The organism is Sphingomonas sp. Ant20 (assembly GCF_000783375.1).
GTDB lineage: Bacteria > Pseudomonadota > Alphaproteobacteria > Sphingomonadales > Sphingomonadaceae > Sphingomonas > Sphingomonas aerolata.
Map to the genome: position 1 here is coordinate 1 of NZ_JRVI01000024.1, position 26,402 is coordinate 26,402.

General features: G+C 66.1%; 24 protein-coding genes, 1 tRNA gene and 4 pseudogenes. 13 read left to right on the forward strand and 16 right to left on the reverse strand.

All coding sequences use genetic code 11. The annotated features are described in order from the left end of the window. From NI18_RS05340 to argH, 4 genes and pseudogenes are all read right to left on the reverse strand, one after another. Positions 1–144: pseudogene (locus NI18_RS05340) on the reverse strand (siroheme synthase); the annotation flags it as partial. Then, positions 141–1,404 (reverse strand): annotated as a pseudogene (gene lysA, locus NI18_RS05345) (diaminopimelate decarboxylase). The pseudogenes lysA and NI18_RS05340, both read right to left, overlap by 4 nt. Before the next feature lie 12 nt (positions 1,405–1,416). Next, entirely contained in the window at positions 1,417–1,668 is a 252-nt protein-coding gene (locus tag NI18_RS05350; RefSeq protein ID WP_037528615.1) for a hypothetical protein, read from the reverse strand. Then, positions 1,665–3,050 carry an argininosuccinate lyase gene (gene argH, locus NI18_RS05355; protein WP_235188294.1) on the reverse strand — a complete coding sequence of 462 codons (1,386 nt, stop codon included), beginning with the start codon at positions 3,048–3,050 and terminating at the stop codon, positions 1,665–1,667. Before argH ends, NI18_RS05350 begins: the two co-directional genes overlap by 4 nt. A gap of 121 nt (positions 3,051–3,171) precedes the next feature. Between argH and NI18_RS05360 the strand changes: the two genes are divergently transcribed. Then, positions 3,172–3,684 (forward strand): TlpA disulfide reductase family protein, encoded by a 513-nt coding sequence (locus tag NI18_RS05360; protein ID WP_320481761.1) that lies wholly within the window; start codon positions 3,172–3,174, stop codon positions 3,682–3,684. Positions 3,685–3,765: 81 nt separating this feature from the next. Here NI18_RS05360 and NI18_RS24965 read toward each other — a convergent pair whose 3' ends face one another. Continuing rightward, a complete protein-coding gene (locus NI18_RS24965; protein WP_157840490.1) occupies positions 3,766–4,191 on the reverse strand; it encodes a hypothetical protein in 426 nt (141 codons plus the stop codon). Here NI18_RS24965 and NI18_RS25500 point away from each other — a divergent pair. Continuing rightward, entirely contained in the window at positions 4,173–4,340 is a 168-nt protein-coding gene (locus tag NI18_RS25500; RefSeq protein WP_192008215.1) for a hypothetical protein, read from the forward strand. The genes NI18_RS24965 and NI18_RS25500 overlap by 19 nt on opposite strands. Positions 4,341–4,363: 23 nt before the next feature. On the opposite strand, the gene hisN is transcribed toward NI18_RS25500, so the two are convergent. The 5 genes from hisN to NI18_RS05385 all read right to left on the reverse strand — a co-directional run bounded on the left by hisN (position 4,364) and on the right by NI18_RS05385 (position 7,728). Then, entirely contained in the window at positions 4,364–5,140 is a 777-nt protein-coding gene (gene hisN / locus NI18_RS05370) for a histidinol-phosphatase (protein WP_037528617.1), read from the reverse strand. Then, positions 5,137–5,679 carry a hypothetical protein gene (locus NI18_RS25505; RefSeq protein ID WP_198526943.1) on the reverse strand — a complete coding sequence of 181 codons (543 nt, stop codon included), beginning with the start codon at positions 5,677–5,679 and terminating at the stop codon, positions 5,137–5,139. Before NI18_RS25505 ends, hisN begins: the two co-directional genes overlap by 4 nt. Beyond that, on the reverse strand, positions 5,676–6,278 hold the full coding sequence (locus NI18_RS25510) for an MFS transporter (RefSeq protein ID WP_198526944.1): 603 nt from the start codon (positions 6,276–6,278) through the stop codon (positions 5,676–5,678). The genes NI18_RS25505 and NI18_RS25510 overlap by 4 nt, the downstream gene beginning before the upstream one ends. Positions 6,279–6,295: 17 nt before the next feature. Continuing rightward, complete coding sequence (locus tag NI18_RS05380) at positions 6,296–6,883, reverse strand: DeoR/GlpR family DNA-binding transcription regulator (protein ID WP_306286244.1); 588 nt, start codon at positions 6,881–6,883, stop codon at positions 6,296–6,298. A 410-nt stretch (positions 6,884–7,293) separates the two neighbouring features. Next, positions 7,294–7,728: a VOC family protein gene (locus NI18_RS05385; RefSeq protein ID WP_031439730.1), complete on the reverse strand. Its 435-nt coding sequence runs from the start codon at positions 7,726–7,728 to the stop codon at positions 7,294–7,296. 277 nt (positions 7,729–8,005) lie between these two features. On the opposite strand from NI18_RS05385, the gene NI18_RS23040 reads away from it, so the two are divergent. Beyond that, positions 8,006–8,440 carry a GFA family protein gene (locus NI18_RS23040; RefSeq protein ID WP_306286245.1) on the forward strand — a complete coding sequence of 145 codons (435 nt, stop codon included), beginning with the start codon at positions 8,006–8,008 and terminating at the stop codon, positions 8,438–8,440. A 445-nt stretch (positions 8,441–8,885) separates the two neighbouring features. Here the strand turns inward: NI18_RS23040 and NI18_RS05390 are convergent. After that, positions 8,886–8,959 (reverse strand) — tRNA-Gln (locus NI18_RS05390). 185 nt (positions 8,960–9,144) lie between these two features. Between NI18_RS05390 and NI18_RS05395 the strand changes: the two genes are divergently transcribed. Further along, a complete protein-coding gene (locus NI18_RS05395) occupies positions 9,145–10,164 on the forward strand; it encodes a Ppx/GppA phosphatase family protein (RefSeq protein WP_037528621.1) in 1,020 nt (339 codons plus the stop codon). Then, positions 10,161–10,841, forward strand: coding sequence for an RlmE family RNA methyltransferase (locus NI18_RS05400; protein WP_031393473.1), 681 nt, complete (start codon positions 10,161–10,163; stop codon positions 10,839–10,841). The genes NI18_RS05395 and NI18_RS05400 overlap by 4 nt, the downstream gene beginning before the upstream one ends. 426 nt (positions 10,842–11,267) lie before the next feature. Here NI18_RS05400 and rpoZ read toward each other — a convergent pair whose 3' ends face one another. Then, positions 11,268–11,612, reverse strand: a complete 345-nt coding sequence (rpoZ, locus tag NI18_RS05405; RefSeq protein ID WP_031439727.1) for a DNA-directed RNA polymerase subunit omega — start codon at positions 11,610–11,612, stop codon at positions 11,268–11,270. A gap of 164 nt (positions 11,613–11,776) precedes the next feature. Here rpoZ and NI18_RS05410 point away from each other — a divergent pair, with 164 nt between their 5' ends. Further along, complete coding sequence (locus NI18_RS05410; protein WP_052149001.1) at positions 11,777–12,979, forward strand: phosphatidylserine/phosphatidylglycerophosphate/cardiolipin synthase family protein; 1,203 nt, start codon at positions 11,777–11,779, stop codon at positions 12,977–12,979. Positions 12,980–13,003: 24 nt separating this feature from the next. Here NI18_RS05410 and tldD read toward each other — a convergent pair whose 3' ends face one another. Both tldD and NI18_RS05420 read right to left on the reverse strand, forming a co-directional pair. Further along, a complete protein-coding gene (gene tldD / locus NI18_RS05415) occupies positions 13,004–14,434 on the reverse strand; it encodes a metalloprotease TldD (protein ID WP_037528623.1) in 1,431 nt (476 codons plus the stop codon). Between the two features lie 18 nt (positions 14,435–14,452). Next, complete coding sequence (locus NI18_RS05420) at positions 14,453–14,686, reverse strand: zinc-finger domain-containing protein (RefSeq protein WP_031393477.1); 234 nt, start codon at positions 14,684–14,686, stop codon at positions 14,453–14,455. 264 nt (positions 14,687–14,950) lie between these two features. Here NI18_RS05420 and NI18_RS05425 point away from each other — a divergent pair. Continuing rightward, a pseudogene (locus NI18_RS05425) lies at positions 14,951–15,890 on the forward strand (ABC transporter ATP-binding protein). 40 nt (positions 15,891–15,930) lie between these two features. Here the strand turns inward: NI18_RS05425 and NI18_RS05430 are convergent. Together NI18_RS05430 and NI18_RS05435 are read right to left on the reverse strand one after the other, a co-directional pair. Then, entirely contained in the window at positions 15,931–17,712 is a 1,782-nt protein-coding gene (locus tag NI18_RS05430; protein ID WP_037528625.1) for a hypothetical protein, read from the reverse strand. 217 nt (positions 17,713–17,929) lie between these two features. Further along, positions 17,930–18,427 (reverse strand): PilZ domain-containing protein, encoded by a 498-nt coding sequence (locus NI18_RS05435; protein WP_084215047.1) that lies wholly within the window; start codon positions 18,425–18,427, stop codon positions 17,930–17,932. A 366-nt stretch (positions 18,428–18,793) separates the two neighbouring features. On the opposite strand from NI18_RS05435, the gene NI18_RS05440 reads away from it, so the two are divergent. From NI18_RS05440 to NI18_RS05465, 6 genes and pseudogenes are all read left to right on the forward strand, one after another. Further along, entirely contained in the window at positions 18,794–20,596 is a 1,803-nt protein-coding gene (locus NI18_RS05440) for an ABC transporter ATP-binding protein (protein ID WP_031439721.1), read from the forward strand. Beyond that, positions 20,593–21,513: a hypothetical protein gene (locus NI18_RS22075; protein WP_052148997.1), complete on the forward strand. Its 921-nt coding sequence runs from the start codon at positions 20,593–20,595 to the stop codon at positions 21,511–21,513. The genes NI18_RS05440 and NI18_RS22075 overlap by 4 nt, the downstream gene beginning before the upstream one ends. 881 nt (positions 21,514–22,394) lie before the next feature. Then, positions 22,395–22,676: a PqqD family peptide modification chaperone gene (locus NI18_RS23045; RefSeq protein ID WP_037528629.1), complete on the forward strand. Its 282-nt coding sequence runs from the start codon at positions 22,395–22,397 to the stop codon at positions 22,674–22,676. A 37-nt stretch (positions 22,677–22,713) separates the two neighbouring features. Further along, complete coding sequence (locus tag NI18_RS05455; RefSeq protein ID WP_037528632.1) at positions 22,714–24,678, forward strand: asparagine synthetase B; 1,965 nt, start codon at positions 22,714–22,716, stop codon at positions 24,676–24,678. Next, positions 24,678–25,634, forward strand: a complete 957-nt coding sequence (locus NI18_RS22080) for a 50S ribosomal protein L11 methyltransferase (RefSeq protein ID WP_052148999.1) — start codon at positions 24,678–24,680, stop codon at positions 25,632–25,634. The genes NI18_RS05455 and NI18_RS22080 overlap by 1 nt, the downstream gene beginning before the upstream one ends. Positions 25,635–25,784: 150 nt before the next feature. Beyond that, a pseudogene (locus tag NI18_RS05465) lies at positions 25,785–26,402 on the forward strand (IS5 family transposase); the annotation flags it as partial.

The window sequence follows — 26,402 nt, forward strand, 5'->3', positions numbered from 1 at the left end:
GGCGATGGCGGCCTCATCGGTGACGACGTGAGCGCCGGCGCGGTCGAGCAGCCGGCGTTTCGCGTCCGCCGCCTCGCCCTCGCCCAGCAGGATGACCGGGCGGCCCGCCAGCCGCACGAACAGCGGCAGGCTGTGCAGGCTCACCGCTTGAGCCATTCGGGCACGCGCTCGGCCGCCAGAATCGTCTCGGGCTCGATCCGGTCGGCGACCACCGCGAACCGGTCGCCATCGACCAGCACCTCGGGCACTAGGGCGCGGCTGTTATAGGTCGACGCCATCGTCGCGCCGTACGCGCCTGCGGTGCGGAACACGCCCAGATCGCCCGACTTCACGACGTCGATGTCGCGCCCCATCGCGAAGGTGTCGCCGGTCTCGCAGACCGGCCCGGCGATGTTCGCGGTCATCCGCTCGCCGCCCGGCTCCACCGCGACGAAGTCGTGATAGGCGTCGTACATCGCGACACGCGCGAGGTCGTTCATCGCCGCATCGACGATCACATAGGGGTTGGTCACGCCGGGCTTCACCCAGATGACCTTGGTCAGCAGAACGCCGGCGTTCCCTGCGATCACGCGCCCCGGCTCGAACATCAGCTCGACGTCCCAGCCCGCGGTCGCACGCGCGACCATCGCGCCATAGTCGGCCGGGCTCGGCAGCACGTCGTCGGGCTTGTACGGTACGCCGAGACCGCCGCCCAGATCGACCCGGCTGATGACGTGCCCCGCCGCGCGTAGTTCGGCGACGAGTTCGCCGATCCGCGCATAGGCCGCCTCGAGCGGGGCGAGATCCGCGAGCTGGCTGCCGATATGGATCGCCACCCCGCGCAGATCGAGCCCCTCATGCTCCGACAACCGGTCGAACATCGCCGGCGCCTGGTCGATCGGCACGCCGAACTTGTTCTCCTTACGCCCGGTCGAAATCTTGGCGTGTGTGCCGGCATCGACATCGGGGTTCACGCGCAGCACCGCCGGTGCACGAATGCCGCGATCGCGGGCGAGTGCGGCGAGCACCTCGCCCTCCTCCTCGAGCTCGAGGTTGAACTGGCCGATCCCGGCATCAAGCGCGCGGGCGAGCTCGTCGCGGGTCTTGCCGACGCCCGAAAACACGATGTCCGACGCGGGGATACCCGCCGCCAGCGCGCGCGCCATCTCGCCCGCCGACACCACGTCCGCGCCGTAGCCCTCATCGGCCAGGACGCGCAGCACCGCGACGTTCGGATTGGCCTTGATCGCATAGGCCAGATGCACACGCCCCCGCGCCTTTCAGCGCGTCGCGGAACACCTGCGCGTGACGGCGGAACGTCGCGGTCGAATAGACATAGACGGGCGTCCCGACCGCCTCGGCGATCGCGGAAAGCGCGACGTCCTCGACATGAAGGACGCCGTCGCGATAGTGGAAATGGTCCATGCTGGCCTGTGATCAGTTGGAAGGCGGCAGGTTGAATTCGTCGCTCCGCCGCTCGCGCGAGCTGGTGAGCAATTCATCACTGCGTTCGGGGCGCTGCTGCGGCGTCGGCGTCAGCAGCGCGGTCGACGTCGGTGTCGTCTTCGCCCCGTAAGGCGCGACCGGCAGCGATTTGCCGGGCGCGGGTTCGAGCCCGTCAGCCGCCCCGCAGGCGGTCAGCGACAGACCCGACAGGGTCAGCCCGGCGAGAAGGATCAGGCGTGTCATTCGCTCGTCTCCCGTGCGGCGCGGATCGCGGCGCGAACATTGTCGGGCGCGGTGCCGCCGAAGCTGGTCCGGCTGGCGACCGACGCATCGACCGACAAGACGCCGTACACCCGGTCGTCGATCCGCGCATCGATCGCTTTCAGATCCCCGATCGACAAAGCGTCGAGCGTGATGCCCAGATCCTCCGCGCGTTTCACCGCACGCCCGGTCACGTGATGCGCCTCGCGGAACGGCAGCCCCGCCTCGCGCACCAGCCAGTCGGCAAGGTCCGTCGCGGTCGCAAAGCCCGCCTCGGCCACCGCGCGCATCCGCTCGGTCCGGAACGTCGCGCTCTCGACCATCCCGGTCATCGCCGCGATCGACAGCGCGAGCAGGTCATGCGCCTCGAACACGGGCGGCTTGTCGTCCTGCATGTCCTTCGAATAGGCGAGCGGCAGGCCCTTCATCGTCACCATCAGCGCGGTCATGCAGCCCATGATCCGCCCAGAATGCCCGCGCACGAGCTCGGCGGCATCGGGATTGCGCTTCTGCGGCATGATCGAGCTGCCCGTCGACCACTGGTCACTGAGCGCGACGAAGCCGAAGGGCTGCGACGCCCAGAGCACGAACTCCTCCGCCAGCCGCGACAGATGCAACGCGCACTGCGTGGCCGCGACGAGGTAATCGAGCGCGAAGTCGCGGTCGCTGACCCCGTCGAGCGAGTTGGTCATCGGCCCGTCGAAGCCGAGCGCATGCGCGGTCATTTCGCGGTCGATCGGGAACCCCGTCCCCGCCAGCGCCGCCGAGCCAAGCGGCGAGCGGTTCATCCGCACGCGTGCATCGGCGAACCGGCTGACGTCGCGCGCGATCATCGCGTGATACGCCATCAGGTGATGGCCGAGCGTCACCGGCTGCGCGGATTGCAGATGCGTGAACCCCGGCATGACGCTCGCGGCATGCTCCTCGGCCCGCACGAGTAGCGCCGCCTGGAATCCGCCGAGCGCCGCCAGCACCTGGTCGATCGCATCGCGGACCCAGAGCCGGAAATCGGTCGCGACCTGGTCGTTGCGCGACCGCGCGGTGTGCAGACGCCCCGCGACCGGACCGATCGCCTCGGCCAGCCGCGCCTCGGTCTGCATATGGATATCCTCGAGGACGAGGTCCTCGGCGACGCCATTGGCGGCATAGTGCGCCGCAACCCGGTCGAGACCCGCGGCGATCGTCGCGGCGTCGTCGGGCGAGACGATACCCTGCGCGCCGAGCATCGCGACATGCGCCTTGGAGCCGGCGATGTCCTGCTTCCACAGTCGCTTGTCGAAGGGGATCGAGGCGTTTATCTCCCGCATGACCGCGGCCGGACCCTCGGCGAAGCGTCCACCCCACATCGCATTGGAGCCGTCCATGTCCTCCCCTTCTCTGCTCTCAAGGGCGTCGATCGTCTGTCTCCTGGGTAGCGCAATGCTGATTGCGGGCTGCGATAGGAAATCGCCGGCTCCGGAGCAAGCAAACGCGGCAGGCGCCGCGATGGGCAATGGCGCCGCATCGGACGAAGTCGCGGCCTCGCCCGACGAAGCGACCGGCACCCCCGTCGCCCCGGTCGACAAGATCGACCGCAGCCACAAGGGCGAGACGGGGCCGACGTCAAGCTTCACCGCCCCCGATGGAAAGTCCGTCACGCTCGCCAGCTTCGAGGGCAAGCCGCTGCTGCTCAACCTGTGGGCGACCTGGTGCGCGCCCTGCGTCGCCGAGATGCCAACGCTCGATGCGGTCGCGGGCAGCCTGAAGGACAAGGTCCAGGTCATCGCGGTCAGCCAGGACCTTCAGGGTGCCGAGAAGGTCACGCCGTTCTTCGCGCAAAAGGCGTTCACGACGCTGAAACCCTATCTCGACTCCAAGGCCTCGCTCAGCATCGCCTATCAGGCGAACCTGCCGACCACGATCCTCTACGATTCGGACGGGCGCGAAGTCTGGCGAATGCTGGGCGGCTATGAATGGAACACCCCCGCCGCCGCAAAGCTGATCGCCGAAGCCCGCTGAACGCCCCGCACGACGACGCACCGCTTTGCCGCGAAAGCTGGACGGGCGCGTCGTCGGCATGCAGGGCAAGCGTACCCCGTATCACGCGTGTACCTTGTTCTGCATCTCGTCCGTGCGCCTCATCTCGCCATCGGGATCTTGCTGAACATCCGACGCCAGATACAAAACTCCTGCTGGCTGCTTGCTGACTAGCCCGAGTATCGCGCGGATGCGATCGGCCATATCGGGATCGACCGGGTTGTAGACGATCTTCCCCAGGTCCGGACGACCATCGACCGCAAAGCCCGAATATTCTAACTCCATCGCGCCCAGAACGGGGTGGTGCAGCCGCTTGGTGCCCTCGCCGTGGAAGCGCACGTCATTGTCCGCCCATAAAGCCGCGAATTCGGGACTGGTCGCGCACAGCTCGGTGACGAACTGGCCGACCTCGAACAGCGATTCCCTACCGCGCGATTGCCGAGACGATCGGCGAAACCTTCGGCCTGCCCGTGACGTCGGTAAGCGCAGACGAAGCCGGCGCGCATTTCGGCTGGCTCGCTGCCTTCGTGTCGAAGGACATGTCGGCGTCGAGCGCGCTGACCCGCGAGCGGCTGGGCTGGAACCCCGACGGGCCGACGCTGCACGCCGACATCCGCGCGATGACGGGCAGGACGTGACACCACGGGCGGCGAGGAAGCGGTCATCCCAGGATCCGCAACGCTTCGGCATGGAGTGCCGGAGTCGCGGCGACCAGCACCGCGCCGCCTTCCTCGGCCCTGCCGCCGTCCAGGCGCGTGACGACACCGCCCGCGCGCTCGATGATCGGGATCAGCGCGACGATGTCATAGGGCTGGAGCGAGGGCTCGATCGCGAGGTCGATCCGGCCCGCGGCGATCATCGCCATCGCATAGCATTCGCCACCATAACGGATCATCCGCACCGCCGCCTTCAATCGTGCGAAACCGGGCGCGAGGTCGTCGCCGAAATGCTCGGGCGAGGTGGTGTGCAGGATCGCGCGATCAAGGCTGCCGACGTCGCGCGTCGCCAGCGGGCGGCGCACACCGTCCCGCTCGGTCCAGGCACCGTCGCGATCCGCCCAGAAGCGTTCGCGCGTGAAGGGCTGGCTCATCATCCCCAGCTCGGCCCGGCCGTCGACCGTCAGCCCGATCAACGTCCCCCAGACGGGCAGGCCACAGATGAACGGGCGGGTGCCGTCGACCGGATCGAGCACCCATCGAACACGCCCGTTGCCCGTCAGCCCGAATTCCTCGCCGAGGATGGCATGGTCGGGGAAATGCGCACCGATCTCGGCGCGGATCGCGACTTCCGCCTCCCGGTCCGCCTCGGTCACGGGGTCGAAGCTGTACCCCTCCTTCACCTTGGTATCGACCGCGATGTCGGTGCGGTAGCGGGGCATCGTCTCGGCATCGGCAAGGTCGGCAAGGCGATGCAGGAAGGCGGTGTCGGGAAGGATCATGATCTACGCCCGTTGGCGGTGGCGGCCTTCGCGCACAGCGGCACGAGACAAAGAAGGGCTGTGAGCAGCCAGAAGGCGGCGGGCAGGCCGATGCCCTGCGCGACAAAGCCGATCACGGCGGGACCGGCGAGGATTCCCGCGTAACCGATCGTCGTGACCGCGGCGACCGCGAGACCCGCGGGCATGACGGTCTGCGTGCCGGCCTGGCGGAACAGGATCGGCACGACGTTCGACGCGCCAAGACCGATCAGCAGGAACCCCAGGAGCGCGACCGGTGCGACCGGCGCGAGCAGCATGACGCCGTAGCCGAGCAGCGAGAGCAGCCCGCCCCACAGCATCGTCCGCCGATCCCCGAGCCTCGCGACGATCGCGTCGCCGGTCAGGCGGCCGGCGGTCATCGCGACCGCGAAGACGCTGTAGCCCAGTCCCGCCTGCGTGACCGGTAGCAGGCCCTTGCCGCTCAGGAGCAACGCCCCCCAGTCGAGCATCGCGCCTTCAGTCAGGAAGGTGATCGCCGCGAGCGCCGCGAGCAGGATCACGATCCGCGCGGGATCACGACCAGCGGGGCCTCCTCGGTCCTGGGGGTCGGGATCAGCCGGGGCGCGGCCAATGCGAGCGTCGCGATCATCAGGACCGATGCTGCGACGACCCCGGCGACCGGACTGATCTTCAACGACAGGACGGCAGTCAACAGCGCCGATCCGACGAAGCCGCCGACGCTGAACAACCCGTGAAACCCGGACATCAGCGGCGTGCCGGCCTGCTTTTCCACTTCGACCGCATGCACGTTCATGCCGACTTCGATCACGCCGAGGAACGCGCCGAACAGCAGCAGCGCGACCGCCATGGTCGGCACCGTGGGCGCAAAGGCGAGGAAGGGCAGCAGGATCGCCTGCCCGATGCCGCCGACGAGGATCGCCGGTCGCGCGCCGAGCTTCGAGGTCAGCGGCCCCGCAAGCTGCATCGCGCCCACCGAGCCGAGACCGAGACACAGCAGCAGCAGCCCGAGCGATCCGTCCCCGATCGCCAGCCTCTGCTTGGCAAGTGGAACGAGCGGCGCCCAACAGGCGAGCCCGAAGCCGGACACGAGGAAGGCCAGGCGCGTCGCAAGGCGCGCCCTGGAATTTTGAATCGTCACTGGCGGGTATCCTTGGATCAGCGCTGGCCGCGCGGGTCTTGCGGGTCGGCACGCGCGATGGTGGCGCCCGCCTTCGTCAGATCGCGCACAAGGTCGGCATCGGCGTCGTGCTCGACGACGATCTGCGTAAGGGCATCGACGCCGAGGACCCGGTGCGGGGCGTGCTGGCCGAGCTTGTCGTTCGTCGCGAGGACGATCGTGCTGCGACTGCGCGCGGTCAGCGCACGTTTGAAATTGGCGTCGGCCGGGTCATAGGCACTGACGCCCCCCTCGGCGGAAACCGCGCACGCGCCGAGGACACACAGGTCGATATTGAGCCGCGCGATCGCCTCGAGCGCCGTACCATCGACGGCGCCGCCGACCATCCGGTCGATCATGCCCCCCACCACCAGCAGATCGATGTCGTCGCGATGCTGGAGTGCCGCGGCGATCGTCACCGAACTCGTTGCGATGGTCAGATTGCGATAGGACGGCAGCGTCTGGACAAGGGCGAGATTGGAACTGCCATTGTCCATGAAAACAAGGCTGCTCGGTTCGATGACCCGAACGGCGGCGTCAGCCAGCGCCCGCTTGCTGTGCACATCCTCGCCGACACGCTCGGCCATCGGCCTCGCCCCTTCGACGACGGGCAAGGCGCCGCCATAGACGCGGCGACACAGGCCCTCCGCGGCAAGACCCCGCAGATCCCGCCGGATCGCATCCTCGGAAACGCCGAACTCCTTGGCAAGCGCACCAGCATGAACCGGTTCGCCCAGGGATAGACGGGCAAGGATCGTATCGCGACGGCTGGACGGGATGTCATTGGGCATCCGCTGTTCCTAGCCCTCACACCGTGCATAAACAAGATAGTTATCGATCAATCATGCATGATCGGGCATCGTGTCCACATCGGTGAGACTGACGACTGCCCATGTCCCATCTCGCGGATGGCAGATCGGGAAGCGTACAAGCCTGCCGGCTCTCGGGCGAAGCCGCTGTCCTGTTAGGGGCTTCCGATCGGGACGGGGTAAGCGCCTCAGGTCACCCCTCTCGACTCCCGGTACACAGCCTCAATATTGTTTCCGTCGGGATCATACATGAAGGCTGCATAGTAACCCTCGGGATAGCCATCCGAACGCAGACCGGGTGCGCCGTTATCCACCCCTCCCGCAGCCAGCCCATGGCTGTAAAAGTCTTCGACAGCTTCGCGCGATGTAGCGCGGAACGCCGTGTGTTGCCTCGCGCCGGTTGGATGGAAAACATCGAGCCAGAACGCGGGATATTCGGTACCGAAAGCGACGCCTGCCAGGTCGGCGTCCCCATCGTTGGCCAGCCCCATAGTCGCGTTGATCCGCATGACGATTTTAGCCCCGAGGGGGCGAAGTGCTGCTTCGTAGAACCGCGCAGATCGAACGATGTCAGTGACACCGATGCCGGTATGATCAAGGAGCCAATTGGAAGCGTCTGCCATCGGATCTCTCCACCAGATTGCTGCTCGTTGTCTTATCAGATCATGCCCGGCAAAATCGTCGCTCCGCAAGCTTGACTGGGTTCGTCGCGCTTCCCAAAGTGCCTTGATCGTCGGCAAGGACGCCGCATTCGGTGTGACTAGCTACGCCCCCTCAGATGCTGCCGTTCCGCTTGCCGCACCGCCTCGAATATTCCGCGTCGTCCCCATTGCGAATGGTCGGCCGATATGAAATTCTCGAGCGATGATGACCAGCACTGGGGGATGTCAGTGTGGCGCGGTGCGGTTCCGGATTGACGCCGATCTGGAAGACGCCTCCATCTGCCATTGTCGAATGTGCCAGAAGGCAACGGGCGGACTGTTCGGGCCTTATGTCGGCGCGCCCTTGTCTGCCGTGACCTGGACCCGCGGTCAGCCGGGTCATTTTCAGAGTTCGAACAAGGCTCGTCGTGGGTTTTGCCGGGATTGTGGCACGCCGCTCACCTTCGAATATGGTGAGGGAAGCATCAGTTTCACGCTTGGTGCCATGGACGAACCGCGCCTGGTCCATCTGACTGAACAGCTCGCGTCGTCCGAGCGCATCGCCGACTTTCAGGCATTGGCGAATCTCCCCGAACACCCGCTAGATGAGCCACGAGCGGCGGCGCATCTGGCAGGAATTGTGTCTCTCCAGCATCCTGACCATGATACCGTTGCGTGGCCACCGAAGACATAGACCGCAGTCCGCTTTCTTGCGGCTCCGATCCGTCGCTTGACGCAGCAGCGCATGCGCCTGCAATCTGCCGACACTTCCCGAGACGTAAGGACACGACGATGGTTCTCATGTTGGCGCTCTTGCTCGCATCACCGCAAGGATGCATCGATACACGCCGCGAATGCCGCGCTTGCACGACGACCGATGGGAAGCAGCGTTGCTCGAACCCGGGCATAGCGTGCCAGCCTCTGACCCGCCTGTGCCGCCCGAACACCGACAAAGCCGCCACGGAACGCCCCAAGACTGCAAAGCCAGACCACCGCTGAGTCCGCAGCGATGGTCCAAACCCACAAATGGGGCATCAGCAACTATGCGGCAGAACTGCACCCGGCCGATCCCAAAGGACGGCACGCCGTCGCATACCTCTGTCATAGAGGTTCGGTCTCGGCGTCGAAGGGTGAAGCGCTGGATGCCCCGTGAGGATTCGAACCTCAATAGGCGGTATCAGAAACCGCAGTCTTACCATTAGACGACGGGGCATCAGCGAGGGCGCGATCTAAGCGGGGGTTTGCGCCGTGTCAACGCCCTGATGGTGCCAATTCGCCACGTCGCTTGCGTAATCGCCGCGCTGCGCTACATTCGTCGCCAAGCACCGGGCGGGTATTTTCCCGCGGCGGCAGATATAGATAGTGAGTTTTACGGCGATGGGGGATGTTTCCGCCCGAATGCCGTCCCGGCAGGCTGGTCCTGCCCGTCCGGCGGCGACCCGGCCCGGTCGAGGGCGGTGGGCCGATGCGCAGGCGTTTGCCGCGCTGGATCTCGGCACCAACAATTGCAGATTGCTGATCGCGCGCCCGCAGGCCGGCGGATTCGCGGTGATCGACGCGTTCTCGCGGATCGTCCGGCTCGGCGAAGGGCTCGCGTCCACCGGGCAGCTGAGCGACGCCGCGATCGAGCGCACGATCGCCGCACTGCGCGTGTGTTCGGACAAGCTGAAGCGTCGCAACGTCACGCTGGCGCGCTCGGTCGCGACCGAAGCCTGTCGCCAGGCGCGCAACGGCCCCGCCTTCATCGCCCGCGCGCTTGCCGAGACGGGTATCCATCTCGACATTATCACCGCGGAGGAAGAGGCGCGGCTGGCCGTGCTCGGCTGCCATGCGCTGATCGAACCCGGCAACGACCCCGCACTGATCTTCGACATCGGCGGCGGTTCGACCGAGCTTGTGCTGGTCGATACGTCGACGCCGATCCCGACCGTGCTCGACTGGCATTCCGCCCCCTGGGGCGTCGTGTCGCTGACCGAACATGCGGGCGGCGGCAAGGGCGAGGCGGGCCGACGCGCGGCCTATGCACGGATGCGCCAAGTCGTCGCGGACAGCATCGCGCCGTTCGCCGCGCGGCTGCCGCTCAACGTCGAGCGCCCCCGGCTGCTTGGTACCAGCGGCACCGTGACGACGCTGGGCAGTGTGCATCTGGGGCTCAGCCATTACGACCGGTCGGAAGTCGACGGGCTGATCGTGCCCGCCAGCGCGATGCGGCGGATCAGCGCGGACCTGTCGCACATGGCGATCGAGGAGCGGGCAAAGCTCGCCTGCATCGGAAACGAGCGTGCCGACCTGGTGGTCGCGGGCTGCGCGATATTGGAGACGATCATGGACATCTGGCCCGCCGAACGGCTCGGCATCGCCGACCGCGGCATTCGCGAGGGCATATTGCGCCGCCTGATGGGGAGCCCCAGGCCATGAGTCGCGGCGGCTCGGGCGGGCACACCCGCGTCCTCACCGCACGCAAGCGGACCGCGCAGTCGACGCGCTGGCTCGAACGCCAGCTGAACGACCCGTACGTCAAGCGCGCCAAGGCGGAGGGCTATCGCAGCCGCGCGGCGTACAAGCTGACCGAGCTCGACGAACGGTTCGAGGTCATCAAGGGGTCGAAGCGCGTCATCGATCTCGGCATCGCGCCGGGTGGCTGGGCCCAGGTGATCAAGCGCCGTCTGCCCAAGGCGGCGGTGGTCGGCATCGACCTGCTGCCGGTCGATCCGATCGACGGTGTGACGATCTTCCAGATGGATTTCATGGACGACGCGGCGCCCGCGATGCTGATCGACGCGCTCGGCGGCGCGCCCGACCTGGTGCTGTCGGACATGGCGGCGAACACCGTCGGCCATCCGCAGACCGATGCGCTTCGGACGATGGCGCTGGTCGAGGCGGCACTCGATTTCGCCTGTGACGTGCTGGAAAAGGGCGGGACCTTCGTGTCGAAGGTGTTCGCGGGCGGCGCAGATTCCGCGCTGGTCGCCGAGATGAAGCGCAACTTCACCAGCGTGAAGCACGCCAAGCCGCCGGCGAGCCGCAAGGGCTCGGTCGAGTGGTTCGTAGTGGCGCAGGGGTTCAAGGGGCGATCGGTCGATCGGGAGCGCTGATCCACCGATCGACCCGGCCTACCCCGTTCGTGCTGAGCGTAGTCGAAGCACCTTGAGTCCCATGCCCTTCGACTACGCTCAGGGCGAACGGTGTGGGGGGTGGCGAACGGTGCGGGCGGTGACGCACGGTGCGGGCGGTGACGCACGGTGCGGGCGGTGACGCACGGTGTGGGATGGCGACCGGTGTCGGGGTGGCGACCGGTATGAGGGTTGCGACCGGTGGCCATCGGGACGGCGAATGCGAACCGCCCCCGTTACCCCCCGCCTCACCCCCAACGACACCCGCAAAGAAAAAGGCCCGCGGACCTTCAGGTCCACGAGCCTTTCAATCACCCCAACCAAGCGATGCCGAAGCATCGTTCGCCGGAAACCGATCAGGGTCAGATCACGACATGGCCCGGCTAGCGCCGCACCACGTCCGTGCGATCAACCCTCGTAATCGGCACCCAGATTCTGGTTGCGCGGCGGGGCGGCGGCGGTGAGGCGCAGCGCCTCGGCCGATGCCGCGAGGCTGCCGACGGCATCGACCTCGTCGTCATCGTCGACACGAACCTTCTGCAGGCCCTGAATGACCGATTCCTTGAGATGCGCCGGCTTGACGTTCTCGTCGGCGATCTCGCGCAGCGCGACCACCGGGTTCTTGTCGCGATCGCGGTCGAGCGTCAGTTCGGCGCCGCCCGAGATCTGCCGCGCACGCTGCGCTGCGAACAGCACCAGGTCGAACCGGTTGGGGATCTTGTCGACACAATCTTCGACGGTAACGCGCGCCATGACGCTTCCTTCGCAACAAACACCGATAGGGAGAACACAGGCGCCTACCCACACCGCGCCACAAAGTCAAGATTTTGCCGGTTGGGTGTCCGGCGCTACCCCGAGTCGCCCCGCCGCAAGGTTGCATCGGCCCGATGCTATGTCCACTACCCCCGGCCATGACCATGCCCGCCCCCGAGCTCGACCGCACCACGACCCCGCAGGCGGCGGAGTCGGTCTTCACCGTCGATGGCAACCGGCTGACCCTACTCGAGGCGGGCCCCGAACGCCTGACGGCACTGATCGGGCTGATCGACGGCGCGCGGCAGTCGCTGCGCATCCTCTATTACATCTATGCCGACGACGATGCCGGCCAGCGCGTGAACGCGGCAATGATCGCGGCGGCGAAACGCGGCGTGACGGTCGCGCTGATCGTCGACGGCTTCGGCAGCGACGATGCAGCGAGCGCCGATTTCTTCGACCCGCTCGAAGCGGCGGGAATCGCGGTGTGCCGGTTCTCCGCGCGATTCGGCCGGCGATATCTGCTGCGCAATCACCAGAAGCTCGCGCTGGCGGACGGCGAACGGGACGACGCGCGGATCATCGTCGGCGGCTTCAACGTCGAGGATGACTATTTCGGCACCGTTGCCGACAATGCCTGGCGCGATCTCGGCCTGCTGATCGAAGGCCCAGCCGCGGGGCGGCTGACGGGCTATTTCGATGCGTTGAGCAGCTGGATCCACCAGCCCAAGGGCAAACTGCGCAAACTGAACCATGCGCTGCGCCGCTATAGCGAGACGCAGGGGCCGACACGCTGGCTGATCGGCGGACCGACGCGGCGGCTGTCACCCTGGGCGCGGGCGGTCCGCGACGACATGCGCCGCGCGACGCGGATCGACATCATCGCCGGCTATTTCACCCCGAGCCCGACGATGTTGCGCAGGCTGGATCGTGCCGGGCGTCGCACCGACCGCGTGCGCATCGTCACCGCCGCGAAATCGGACAACAACGCGACGATCGCCGCCGCGCGGTTCACTTATGCCGGACTGTTGCGCAAGGGCGTGCACGTCTTCGAATATCAGCCGACCAAGCTGCACACCAAATTGTATGTCATCGACGACGCGGTCCATATCGGCTCCGCCAATTTCGACATGCGCAGCCTGTTCATCAACATGGAGCTGATGATCCGGATCGAGGATGTCGACTTCGCTGCGAATGTTCGCCGCTATGTCGACGCCGAAATCGCCGCCTCGACCGAGATCACGCCGGCGCTCTACAAGGCAAAGACCGGTTGGCTGCAGCGCGTGAAGCAGTTCGGCGCCTATTTCGTGGTCGCGGTCGTGGACCCCAATGTCTCGCGCGGATTGAACTTCGGGATCGAGGACTAGGACGCCGCTGAACGGCGGCGCCCGTTACTGCGCCGCCGTACCACCGACCGTCAGGCCGTCGACCAGCAGCGTCGGCTGCCCGACGCCCGCCGGCACCGACTGCCCGCCCTTGCCGCACATGCCGATGCCCTCGTCGAGCGCGAAGTCGTTGCCGATCCCGCGCACCTTGGTCAGCGAGCTGGGGCCGTCGCCGATCAGCGTCGCGCCCTTGATCGGCGCGCCGAGCTTGCCGTCCTCGACCAGATACGCCTCGGTGCAACTGAACACAAATTTGCCCGACACGATGTCGACCTGCCCGCCGCCGAACGCCTTGGCGAAGATGCCCTTCTTGACGCGGCTCAGCAGCTCGGCGGGATCGTCGTTGCCCGCCTTCATGAAGGTGTTGGTCATCCGCGGCATCGGCGCGTGCGCATAGCTTTCGCGGCGGCCATTGCCGGTCGCCTCGACCCCCATCAGCCGCGCGTTGAGCCTGTCCTGCATATAGCCCTTGAGGATCCCGTCCTCGATCAGCACGGTCTCACGCGTCGGCGTACCCTCGTCGTCGATCGTCAGCGAGCCGCGGCCATCCTGGAGCGATCCGTCGTCGACCACGGTCACGCCCTCGGCCGCGACGCGCTCGCCGATGCGGCCCGAAAACGCCGACGTGCCCTTGCGGTTGAAATCGCCCTCGAGCCCGTGGCCGATCGCCTCGTGCAGCAGGATGCCGGGCCAGCCATTGCCGAGCAGCACGGTCATCTCGCCGGCGGGCGCCGCGATCGACTCGAGATTGACCAGCGCCTGCGACAGCGCCTCGTCGATCGCACGGTTGTACGTCTCGGGCTGGAAGAGGTCGGTATAGAGATAGCGACCGCCGATACCGTAGCTGCCCGTCTCGCGGCGGCCATTCTGCTCGGCGACGATCGAGACGTTAAGCCGCACCAGCGGCCGCACGTCGGTCGCGATGAAGCCATCGGCGCGGACGATCTCGACGACCGACCATGTCCCCGACAGGCTGACCGACACCTGCGCCACGCGCGGATCGCGTGCTCGCGCGGCGGCGTCGATCGTCTGGCAGAGGTTCACCTTGTCCGCGAACGGCACGAGGTCGAGCGGATCTGCGGCGGTGTAGCGGTGGCGGTTGGTGCCCTGGGGCGGGCCGGCCTTGGCGGCGACGCCCGGCTCGATCAGCGCCATCGTCTCCGCGGCGCGGCGGATCGCGGCGGGGGTCATCTCGTTCGAATGCGCGAACGCGGTCATCTCGCCCGACACCGCGCGCAGGCCGAAGCCCGAGCTCGTGTCATAGGAGGCGGTCTTCAGCCGGCCGTCGTCGAAGCCGAACGCCTCCGCCTTGCGGTACTGGAGATAGAGTTCGCCGTCATCGGCCTTGGCGAGCGCCTTGGCGGTCAGCGCCTGCGCCTGCTCGGGGTCGAGCGTGTCGCGGTAGAGGAACGAGCGGGGGTCTGCAGCTATCGTCATCCGATAGATATAAGCGGCTTAGCGCCCTGCGCCATCCCCATGGTCACGCAATGTCGACTGGTCCGCGCCATCGGCGGCCCCGCCGACCAGGATAAAGCGCCGATCGCAATAGCCGCAATCGACATAGCCGGTCTCGTCGATCTGCAGCCACACGCGCGGATGGCCGAGCGCTGCACCGCCGGGAATGTCGGTGGCGCCATCGCAGGCGACGCGGGCGTGGGTGACGCGGGTGGTTTCGAGCGGCGGATGCATGGCGGCGCGATAGCAAGCGCGGGCGGGGCGGGCAATTGGTTCTTCGGTGGTGATAGGAAGGAAGGATTTGTTCACGCGGAGGCGCGGAGGTGTTGCGCTTGTCGCGAAGCGACCTTCACATCAGATGCGGCGGAACAGAAAGTGGGTCTCCCGACCGACAGGCTGGATGCGACATCTCCGCGCCTCCGCGCCTCCGCGCGAACAAATCTTCTTTGCGACCCCCGAGGGGATGACCCGCCCTTCCCGTCCCGCTATGCCGCAGCGATGACCGAAGCCGCGATCGCCATCACCAATCTCTGCAAGACCTACGCCCCCCGTTGGCACGGCGGAACCCAAGCGCGCGCTGGACGGGGTGACGTTCGACGTCCCGCGCGGCCAGATCTTCGGGCTGCTCGGCCCGAACGGTGCGGGCAAGTCGACGCTGATCAACATCCTGGCGGGGCTCGTCAACAAGACCGACGGCAGCGCCGCGATCTGGGGCTTCGACATTGACGGCCACCCGCGCAACGCCAAGGCGTCGATCGGCATCGTCAACCAGGAGATCCTGTTCGATCCCTTCTTCTCGCCGTTCGAGACGCTCGAGATCCAGGCCGGGCTCTACGGCGTGCCCAAGGCGAAGCGCCGGACGATGGAACTGCTCCGCGCGGTGCATCTGGAGGACAAGGCGCACGCCTATGCCCGCACGCTGTCGGGCGGCATGAAACGCCGGTTGATGGTGGCCAAGGCGATGGTCCATTCGCCCCCCGTCCTCGTCCTCGACGAGCCGACCGCGGGCGTCGACATCGAACTGCGCCAGCAGCTCTGGACCTATGTCCGCAGCCTGAATGCAGCGGGCGTCACGGTGATTCTGACGACGCATTATCTTGAGGAAGCCGAAGAGCTCTGCGACCGGATCGCGATCATCAACAACGGCCGCCTGATCGCCAACGAGCCGACCCGCGAACTCGTCGGCAAGGCGCAGGAAAAGATCGTCGCCGTCACCGTCGACCGCGACGTCGGCATGGTCCCGGCGAACGCCTGCTTCCAGAAGATCGCGCTCAAGGGCACGCGCACGCTCGAAATCACTTATGCCAAGGACCGCGTGAACGCCGGCGAAGTCCTCGCCGCGGTCCAGTCGGGCGGTTTCGGGATCGTCGACGTCTCGACCAAGGAACCCGATCTCGAGGACGTGTTCCTCAGCCTCACCCGCGCCGCCAACGCCTGAGCGCGCACGGCACCGGGCGCAGTGCCGGGGCCGGTTCGGTTCACGCCGTGGGGCAGACCACCGTCGTGCCCTGGCCACGGTTGCTCAGCGTGGCGCGGTAGAAGAAGGAGTCGCTGCCATAGGTCTGGTTGGGGCCGAACACGAGATCGACCTTATCGCCGATTTCGAGGCCGAACTTGACCCCGTTGACCGTGGCGGTGTCGACGACGATTCCCGAGGCGACGGTCACGCCATTGCGGGTGATGCGGTAATCGACGCCGTCGCCCGTATTTGCCTTGCTGAAACAGGCGGACAGTTCGACCTGCATCGCGCGCGGCGCGGTATAGCGGATCACCGCGCGGATCGGGTTCGCGCCATCGCCTGCCGGTGCGGCGGTGGTATTGTTGATGCGCAGCGGCTTGGACCAGCGATCGCCGAAATGGCTCGCGAAATCGGTGTCGAACACGCCGAGCCGGGTATCGACATTCGCCTTGTCGCGACGCCAGTAGCTCCAGGATCCGCTGCCATATTGCAGCATCGTGTCGGCAACGACCTGCGACGCGGTGATCGTATAGCCGGTGGCCCCGCTGACGATCAGCGGCTCGGATCCGATCTTGACCGGGCCAGCAGGCAAGGCCACCCCGTACATGTCGCGAACAACACCGCCGGTGAAGCTGATCGTGCCGCGCAGCCCCCATACGACCCAGCGATCGGCACCGATCCGGTAGAGGTTGAACGGCTGGTCCCCGGTATCGACCCGCACCGGCTGACCGTATGGCAACAGCGAATCGATGACGTTGCGATAGGCCCTGCCCTGCGGCTTGATCAGCGATCCGGTAAACAGCCCCATATACGGAAAATGAGTCTGTTCGACGAGCGCGTACCAGGACGCATGCCGGACGCCGGCGGCATAGAGCTCGACGACCGATTTCACCAAACCGGCCGAGGCGCGCCGCGTATCGGCATATCCGAAGCTGAATTCGGTTGCCCAGATCGGCTTTGGCGTCCCGTAGCGGCTCATGGCGGCGTTGAGATTGGCGATCTCGAAATCAATCCCCTCCGCATCGGGGCGATAGGGATGGACCGCGACGCCGTCGATCACGTCGAGCATGCCGATCGCGAACAGCGAGGTCAGGAACCCCGTCCCGATCACGTTGGTCGATCCGCCGAGGATCGCGACCTGCGGGTTGGCGGGCTTCACCCGGGCATAGAGGACCCGCAGCATGTCGACATAGGCGCGGAACTTGTCGACGCCGGCCGGATAATCGAGCGCGCCGGCACTGTTGACTTCGTTGCCGACCTCGATCGCCACGACACAGGATCCGAACCGCGTCAGCAGCGCGGCGATATAATTCGCATAGGCGGTGCGGCCCGCCGCCGACGACACCATCCGCCCGCCGTCGTAGAGCGCGTTCTTCGGCGTGATCGTGAGCGTCAGCGCACCGCCGCGTCCGCAAAATGTGGCGAGCGTCTGAACCGGGGTACCGGAAAAGTCGTACACGCCCGCCGTCCGCTCGACACTGGCCCAGTTGACCGTATCGCGCACGGATTTGGTCGCGAGCGGCGTCGTTAGATCGAGCCACGCGGGGCTCCATCCCTGGCTGAAATGGGTCTGCACGCCGAACGCGAACCCGGTCTCGCTCGGCAGAGCGCTCGTCGCCGCAGTGCCGGTCGTCACGCCTGGGGCCTGCTGGCCACTTGCCGGTTGAGACGCCGTCGCGGATGTCGAGACGACCGTGATCGCCGGGTCGGACACAGATGCGCCGCTCGCGCCGATCGCAAATGCCGTGACCCCGTACAACAACGTCGCCGCTGCCAGACCGACCGCTAGTTTCGCCTGCATTCGAACGCCCCCCGCGCCAAACATGCCCGTCGCCCTCACGACGAGTCGCCGCACTTTTCCTACCCCACTTGTAGAACAGATGAGTCTAAAATGGATGAAGTCGGCATTTTTTGGCTTGAATATCGTATTCTTGCAGTACTGCTGAATAATAAGACTGCCAAACTACTGGCAAACAGCAGTTTTGCTGATCTAAGTACTGATATCTCGGAATTGGTGGTCAGAGCCAGCCAACGACCAGTCCGAGCAGCACCCAGGCACCGACCCCGCACCCGACCATGACGACGGCGCGCACGGGTCGCGGCCAGGGTGTGATGTCGGGCACGGACTCAGACACGGGTGCATCGTGCGCCGCCGGGTCCTTTTCGAACATCGCGTGGACGATCGTCTGGCCGGAAAAGGCCTTTGCGAACGTCTCTTCTGGAATGGGCACCGCGAAGACACATCCATAGCCGCCAGGTGCGAGACGGACGACGTCTGCCTCGACGGTAGCGCCGCCGCCGCTCAGTGCGAGACGCAGACGCGTCCCCACAGTCATCGGGATCGAGGACCGCAGACGGCACCCTGTCGTCGAGAAATCCTCGACGATCACGTCATGCGCGACACCAGGCATGAGCCGTAATGTGCTGTCGGCGGAGACGACGCGCCGTGTGGCACGGCTTTCGCGCATCGTCAGCGCATCGATGGGCATGATCTGCATGGTTGCGGTGAGTGACATCGGTCCTCCAGGTTAAGGGCCGTATAAGTCGCGGCTCTTAACACAAGATTATCAGCGCAGTCCGGCATCATCATTTTTGCAGTTAACCCCCTAACAAATGCCATTATACAGATGCTTAGCAAATCAACATTTGTTTTCTTAAACAATAACCTCAGATATTAACGCTGAAACGTCCAATAATGACCCGCGTCATTGCTGATCATTGCACACTGCCTTAGGCGGAAAGACTATATGGTGTGCCGATGACAGATACCCCAAGCTCCCCGATCGACGCGCATCGGCATGACATCGCCAGGATCGATCCGACGGCCTGTAACGCCGCTTCTGGGATCGCGCTGCGCATCACGACGGTACGGGCATGACCTTGTGAATTGGCAGGAAGCACGGGCCTTCGTCATCGCATTCTGCCTGTTCAAGCCGCGCGCGTCGCTCGCGACGGGCCTGCTCGTCGCGATTGCCGGCCTGGTCGAGGCGCTTGGCCTCGTCCTCATCATTCCACTTCTCCAGATTGCCGGGGGGACGGGCGCTCGCGGACACTGGTCCACACTGCTCGCCCGGCTGCATCTCGACAGCCGCCCGGAGCAGATCACGCTCGTGCTCTCGGCCTTTGCCGTGCTCATGCTCGTGCGCGCCGCGCTGATCTCGATCCGGCAGAGCGCGGTCATCCGGCTGGAGCTGGAATTCCTGTCCTCGCTGCAGATCAGGCTGATCGAACGCCTGGGGGCAGCACCCTGGAGTGCGATCGTCGGGCTGCGGCATGCCCGGGTCAATCGTATCCTCGGAAGCGACATCCAGCGGCTCGGCCAAGCTGCGATCGGGCTCGTCCAGTCCATCGTGGCGGCGATCACATTGACGGTGCAGCTGACCATCTCGATGCTGCTCAGCCCGCTGCTCACGCTGCTCGCGGTCCTGTTCGTCGCGACGGGCGCGCTGCTCAGTGCCCCCTTGTTCCGCGCCGCCAGACAGGTCGGCGACAGCGTGACCGATGCCAATCTGATGATGGTGAACGAAGTCGGCCAGTTTCTCGGGGCCCTCAAGCTCGCGATGAGCCAGAACCTGGCCCCCCGGTTCGTCGCCGATTTTTCGAACGCCATGACCGACTCGGTCCAGGCCGAGCTGACCTTCGTCGCGCGGGAAAACCGATCGCGGCTCCGCATGACGGTGGCGGGCATCGTGATGGCGGGCGGGATCGCCGGGATCGGACTGGGCGTGGTCGCAGTCCCCGTCCCGACGCTGGTCGCGCTGCTGCTGATCCTGTCGCGGATGGCCGGACCAGCGCAGGCGCTGCAGACCCAGGCGCTCGAGGTCGTTCGCGCGCTGCCGGCCTATGCGCAGATTCGCGAGCTGGAGGCCGAACTCGCCAGCGATCGCGGTCTTGCGACCGACGCGATCCTGCCGGCGCTGGAGGTCCTGTCGTTCGACCGGGTCGGCTATCGTCACCCGCGCGGGGCCGACGGCGCGGGTTCCGGCGTCGACGCGCTCGATCTGGAACTCCGGCGCGGCGAGTTTCTGGGCGTGGCGGGGCGATCGGGCGCGGGCAAGACCAGTTTCGCGGACCTGCTCGTCGGCCTCTACCACCCGCAGGCTGGGCGCATCCTGCTCAACGGCACCCCCGTCACGCTGGCGAACCACAGCGCCTGGCGCGACCGGCTCGCCTATGTCGCGCAGGATCCGTTCATGCGCCATGCGAGCATTCGCGAGAACCTGCTCTGGTCCAACCCGGGCGCGAGCGATGCGGCGATCGCACGGGCGCTATGGATCGCCGACGCGGACGACCTGCTCGCACGACTGCCCGAGGGGCTCGCCACCTGGGTCGGCGAACGCGGCAGCCTGATCTCCGGGGGCGAACGCCAGCGGCTAGCACTCGCCCGCGCGGTGTTGCGCGATCCGCAATTGCTGATCCTCGACGAGGCCACCAACGCGATCGACATCGATGGTGAACAGATCATTCTTCACCGGCTGCGCGAGGCGTGTCCCGACACGACCATCCTGATGATCGCGCACCGGCTCGAAAGCCTACGCCGGTGTGACCGGATCCTCCTGTTCGATGCCGGGCGCGTCGTTGCACAGGGATCGTTCGAAACGATGCGATCGCGGCTGGTCGCGGTCGAGCGCGACGATGCGACCGCCGCGGCGCCGCACGCCGGACAGACGCAGGGGGCATCGTGAATTTCTATCGCGCGTTCGGACTGGTGTTTCGCTCGGACATCCCGCTCGGGTCGCTTGCCGCGAACCGCATCGCGGCACAGCAGCCCGATGTCGATATCCGACGCGGCACCCCGGCACGCCCCGATCCGGGGGTCGCCGTCGACGATATGCGGGTCGAGATCAACGCCGACTCGTTGCGCTTGTCCGTGCCCGAGTGCGGCTGGTTCGACGTGACGGGGGGTGCGCGCATCATCTACGAGGCGCGGGCCGGCATCCCGGCGGAACACATGCCACCCTATCTCCTGGGGACCGCGCTGGGGGCGCTGCTCCATCAGCGCGCGCTGCTGCCGCTGCATTGCAACGCGATCGTCCATGACGACAGGGCCTATCTGTTCTGCGGGGATTCCGGCGCAGGCAAGTCGACGCTGGCCGCGGTGTTCGAAGCGCGCGGCTATCCCCTCCTCACCGACGATCTGTGTGCGATCGCAGCGGATGCGGAGGGCCGGTTTTCGGCCACCCCGGGAATCCCACGGCTCAAGCTCTGGATCGAATCGCTCACGGCACTCGGCCGCGAAGGCGCGGAGGTCACCCGCATTCCCTGGTATGAGGACAAGTTCGAGGTCGCGATGTCGCGCGCCGCCGAGGATCGCCGCTATCCCGTCGCCGCCATCTATCATCTGCGTCAGGCCGACGAGGATGCGCCGCCGGGCATCCACCGTCTGCAGGGGCTCGAGGCTGCCAATGCGGTGACGGCAAACATCTATCGCCGCCGCATCGCCGACCTCCTTGGCCGCGCGCCGGGCTATCTGGCCGAATCGATGGCGCTGATCCGTAGCGTTCCCCTTTTCCGATTCAATCGACGATGGGGGCTGCAGAACGTCATCGAAGATGCCGCCCTTGCCGAAGCCCATCTACTCGGCGTGAAGATGACCCAATAAGGGACGCAATGCTGCCATTGTAAGCAAAACGGTTGCGATGATTCCGATGATCTGTGCGACGACCGGGCAACAAGAAGTATTAGCTTAAACCGCATTGAAACACGATCTTTGGGAATTAGTCATGACACAGCATCGCAAGACATGGCAGCGTCCAGTACTTGTTCGCATGGATGCCGCCGATGCCGAGAGCGCATCACTGATGTATAATCGGGACTATTATCACCGCCAGATGGGCCCGTCTTGATTCCACAGTCCCGGTGGGTCGACGAAGCGCACCGGGGCGCGTTGACCTCGGGAACCCAGTCACGATCATAGCGGTGCCGCGCCCTTGAATGTGCGGTCCCCCGGCTCCGAACCACGCTGAACTCGCGCTCCGGTTCGATAATGACGATGCATGATTTCGCCGTCTTTCACCGCCGCTCGATCACGTCACCGTGATTCTTCAAGCAAATCCGGTTGGTTGACGGGTAACAAGTCGCCACGATCATTCATACGAGCCGCGAATTCATAAATGGTAAGGAAAACTATTCACGCCTTTTGGGCCGTTTATGCAATTATTGCGAAAGCCGGAAGCTGATCGACATGCCGCCGATACAGCAAATGCTACAAGGGGTATCGATATGGTCAAGACTCGCAAGACATGGCAGCGCCCTGCACTTGTTCGCATGGACGCAGCAGATGCCGAGAATGCTGGACAGCCCTATAACCGCGACCAGTTTCGTCGTCAGATGGGCCCATCCTGATCTTCAGTCCTGAACAGGCACGGGAAATCGCGCGGCGGTAATGCCGCGCGATTTTTTTGTTGGGCATCGATCGGCCCGCCAGGCGCGCCGCCTCCGCGGACGGCCTGCGAAACGCTTCAAGAAGCATGGGAATTCTGTTTGGCTCGTGCAGATTTGGATACGCCGGTCCGCCGCAGCACATCGGCGGCAACGGCGGAGATTGACGGGCAACTGGTCGCGCTCGATATCAATAAGGGCGTTTGCTACGGCCTCAACGAGGTCGGTACGCGCATCTGGGGCCTGATCGATGCCCCCATGTCCGCGCGAGCGATCAGCGCGATTCTCGTGGACGAATATGACGTCGACCAGGCGACCGCCGAGGAGCAGACGCTCGATCTGATCCTCGAACTGCTCGCGGCGGAGTTGGCGATATCCGCCTGATCCGCGGAGGCACGCGCATCGATCGGGAGCGCATGGCGTGACAGCGATCTATGGCCTGACGCACTGGTCCGACCGGGACGTCGATGCCGATGCCGACCGCATGGGTACGGTGCTGGCCCGCTATGGCCGCGACGCGCACGAAATCTGGCGGGGGGGGACGATCGCGCTGGGCGCGCGTCACACCTTCCTGCTCGACGAGGACCGGTTCGTCGCCCCGATCCATGCCCGCGACCGCCGCTATGCAGTGGTCGCGGACGTGCATCTTACCGAGCGTGCGGAGCTGGAACGCGAACTCGGCCATTCGGGCGGGTCGGCAGCGGCACTGTCCGATGCGATGCTGGTCGCCGATGCGCTCGAACATTGGGGCGAGGGCGCGTTCGACCGCCTCTATGGCTGGTTCGCGATCGCCGCCTGGGACACGCAGGACCAGCGGCTGCTGCTCGCGCGCGACTTCATCGGCAAACGCCCGCTTTATTATCTGCGCGCCGAGGACGGCACGCTCGCCTTTGCCTCGATGCCCGACGCGCTGCACGCGCTCGGCATCGTCCCACGCGCGGCGGACGAGGACCAATATCTACGCCTGTTCCGCCGCGCGCCGCTTTCGCCGGATCGCACGCCGATGGCCGGTATCTCGCGCATCATGCCGGGATATTATGGCGTATTCACCGCACAAGGGGCGACGACGCACGCCTATTGGAAACCTGATCTGACGCCGTTGCGACGCCAGACGCAGCGCGACTATGAGACCCAGATGCTCACCCGGCTCGACGCCGCGGTCACGGCGACGCTGCGCGGCGCGGGCGACGAGATCGCCGCGCATCTCTCGGGCGGGTTCGATTCGACGACGGTCGTCGTGACGGCGGCGCGGCTTCTCGCGGATACGCCGAAGCGGATTGTCGCCTATACCGCGGCCCCGCATCACACGCCGCAGACCTACCAGACGCATCATTTCTCCGACGAAAGCGCGCTCGCTGCCGAAACCGCGGCGATGTATCCCAATGTCGAACATGTCGTGATCCGCAGCGATGCTCCGACGCTCGCGGCGCTCGACCGCACCGTCGATCTCTATCCCGAGCCGATCCCCAATCTGTGCAACATGGTGTGGGTCGACGCGATCAACGCAGCGGTACAGCGCCGCGGCATCCGGGTCCTGCTCGAGGGCACGATGGGCAATCTTTCGATCAGCGCATCGGGCGTCGCGGCGCTGCCGTCGCTGGCGCGACGCGGACGGTTGCTCGCCTGGGCGCGGCTCGGCCGGGGGCTGGTCCGGTCGGGGTGGATGCGCTGGCCGGGCGTCGGCTGGAACACGATCGGCCCGTTGTTGCCCGTATCGCTGTGGAAACGGGTGATGCGCGCCCGGGGCATCGTGATGCCGTCGGTCGCCACCGCCATCCCGCTGCTCCCTGAGACGCTCGCCCGGGTCGAGGCGCGCATCGCCGCGGAGAACCCGACGATCGACCCGGCGCATGCGGCGGACCTGTCCGACGCGATGCGGTACGGCACCGATCCTGTCGGCGCCAATCTGCGCATGGTGGCCGGCAATGAGGACGGCAGTTTTTTCAAGGCAATGCTGGCGGAGTTCAGGATCGACGTCCGCGATCCGCTTGCCGACCGACGCCTCGTCGAATGGGCGCTGCGCGTGCCGGTCGAACGCTGGGCCTGGGGCGGCGAGCCCCGCGCGATCCTGCGCGGGGCCATGCGGGGCAAGGCACCGCCGAGCGTGCTCGATACCCGGCTGCGCGGCTATCAGGGCGCCGACTGGCCCGTCGCGCTCGTCGCCTCGCGCGACCGGCTGCGCGACGAGATCGACCGGATGAAGATGTTCGATCAGACCGCCGGGACGATGGATGTCGACCGGCTCCAGAAGCTGGTCGACGACATGCCGCCCGCCGATTCACCGCTTTGGACGGATATCGCCTATGAGATCGCCTATCGCGAGAATCTGCTGCACGCCGTCGCACTGGCCAGCCACATGCGTCGGACCGCCGGGAGCAATTATTGATGACCGCGGACGATCGTCTCGATCCGGGTATTCAGCGGCTGATCGCGGCTGTCGACGGCCGGCCCGATGCGATGGTCGCGCTGGCCCTGACTCTCCTGCTGCCCCGCGGCCTGACGCAAACCGCGCGACGGTTGTGCGACGCTGCGGTGGCGCTCGCCCCCGATGATCGCGAGATCGCAGCACAGGCGCGCCGGATTCGATCGGCCGGGGTCGGCAAATGGTATTTCACGATGGTGCAGGACGATGATCGCCACGCGCTCTATGCCGAGGCGCTGCGCAGCGTGATGCCGGCCGACGCGACGCTGCTCGATATCGGCGCCGGGACCGGCCTCTTCGCGATGATCGCGGCCCGGGCCGGTGCCGCGCGCGTCATCGCCTGCGAGCGGGATTCCGTGGTTGCAGCGGCCGCATCCGCGGTCGTCGCCAAAAACGGCTATGCGGACCGCGTGACGATCGTCCCGAAGGACGCGCGCGATCTGCAGATCGGGGTCGATCTGGCCGCGCGCGCCAATGTACTGCTGTGGGATAATCTCGCGAACAACCTGATCGGTGCGGGTGGACTGAGGACGGTCGAGGATGCGCGCGCGCGCCTGCTTACGCCGGACGCGGTGATCATGCCGTACCGGGCCGAGATCATGGTCGGGCTCGCCACCCATCGCCGCCCCGCCGATTATGCGATGGGCATCGTCGACGGCTTCGACATGACCCCGTTCAACCAGCTCGCGGTCAGCCATGATACGCCGGACCGGGGGGCGATCGACCTTCGCTCGAATGGCGTCGCGATCTTCGACATGGACTTTACCGGCCCGCCGATCCCCGCGGCGCGCAACGCCGTCACGGTCCACGCGACCGCAGGTCGGGTGCACGGGATCGTCCAGTGGATCCGCTTCCATCTGACCGAGGGGATCGTCTACGACACGATCGATCCCGGCGTGCGGGCGTCGAAACCGAGGTGACGCCGGTCGAGCCGTTCGACGTCACGGACGGCAGGCGGTGGTGATATGCGGCCGCACGACCGCGACGTGCCATGGTTCTGGCTGGAGGGGCTTTGTTGCACAAAGGGCGTTGGGATTCCCTGTGAGGGTCAGGAAGCGTAGGTGGGATGGATGCCAAAACCGACCATGCCGAAGTACCGCACGACGAACTGGAGCGAGTATAACGCAGCGCTGAAGCGCCGCGGGTCGCTGGAGGTCTGGTTTGACCCGGGGCATGGATTGGCTGGCAGCCCCCGATTGGTCGTCGAGGTCGGCCGATGCGGTTTTCGGACAGCGCGATCAGGGTTTGCCTGACGCTGAAGATAGTGTTCGGACTGCCGCTACGGCAGGTGACGGGACTGGTTGCCAGCCTGCTGAAGCTGGCAAAGCTGGATTGGCCGGTGCCGGATTACACGACGCTATGCCGTCGGCAGAAGACATTGGCGGTGTCACTTGATGGTCGCGCCAGTACGGGTGGTCTGCATTTGCTGGTCGACAGTACCGGGATCAAGATGATGGGCGAAGGCGAATGGAAGACGCGCAAGCACGGCGCTTCCTACCGTCGCCAGTGGCGTAAGGTTCACCTTGGGATCGACGCCGAAACCCTGGAGATCCGGGCCATCGAGGTCACAACCAATGCGATTGGCGACGCCGCGACACTGCCGGATCTGCTGGCGCAAATCCCGACGGACGAACGGATTACGATCGTCGGGGGTGATGGCGCCTACGACACCAGAAAGTGTCGGGCCG

Bases quoted from the DNA above. Each gene is read 5' to 3' on its own strand.
- NI18_RS05380 (WP_306286244.1), bottom strand. From the start codon at position 6,883: ATGGCCGAGCGTGTCGGCGAGGATGTGCACAGCAAGCGGGCGCTGGCT.
- argH (WP_235188294.1), bottom strand. From the start codon at position 3,050: ATGGACGGCTCCAATGCGATGTGGGGTGGACGCTTCGCCGAGGGTCCG.
- NI18_RS05385 (WP_031439730.1), bottom strand. From the start codon at position 7,728: ATGGCAGACGCTTCCAATTGGCTCCTTGATCATACCGGCATCGGTGTC.
- NI18_RS22080 (WP_052148999.1), top strand. From the start codon at position 24,678: ATGACCGCGGACGATCGTCTCGATCCGGGTATTCAGCGGCTGATCGCG.
- NI18_RS05435 (WP_084215047.1), bottom strand. From the start codon at position 18,427: ATGTCACTCACCGCAACCATGCAGATCATGCCCATCGATGCGCTGACG.
- NI18_RS05410 (WP_052149001.1), top strand. From the start codon at position 11,777: ATGCCCGCCCCCGAGCTCGACCGCACCACGACCCCGCAGGCGGCGGAG.
- NI18_RS05395 (WP_037528621.1), top strand. From the start codon at position 9,145: ATGCCGTCCCGGCAGGCTGGTCCTGCCCGTCCGGCGGCGACCCGGCCC.
- hisN (WP_037528617.1), bottom strand. From the start codon at position 5,140: ATGATCCTTCCCGACACCGCCTTCCTGCATCGCCTTGCCGACCTTGCC.
- NI18_RS05400 (WP_031393473.1), top strand. From the start codon at position 10,161: ATGAGTCGCGGCGGCTCGGGCGGGCACACCCGCGTCCTCACCGCACGC.
- rpoZ (WP_031439727.1), bottom strand. From the start codon at position 11,612: ATGGCGCGCGTTACCGTCGAAGATTGTGTCGACAAGATCCCCAACCGG.
- NI18_RS05430 (WP_037528625.1), bottom strand. From the start codon at position 17,712: ATGCAGGCGAAACTAGCGGTCGGTCTGGCAGCGGCGACGTTGTTGTAC.
- NI18_RS05360 (WP_320481761.1), top strand. From the start codon at position 3,172: ATGGGCAATGGCGCCGCATCGGACGAAGTCGCGGCCTCGCCCGACGAA.
- NI18_RS05420 (WP_031393477.1), bottom strand. From the start codon at position 14,686: ATGCATCCGCCGCTCGAAACCACCCGCGTCACCCACGCCCGCGTCGCC.
- NI18_RS05350 (WP_037528615.1), bottom strand. From the start codon at position 1,668: ATGACACGCCTGATCCTTCTCGCCGGGCTGACCCTGTCGGGTCTGTCG.
- tldD (WP_037528623.1), bottom strand. From the start codon at position 14,434: ATGACGATAGCTGCAGACCCCCGCTCGTTCCTCTACCGCGACACGCTC.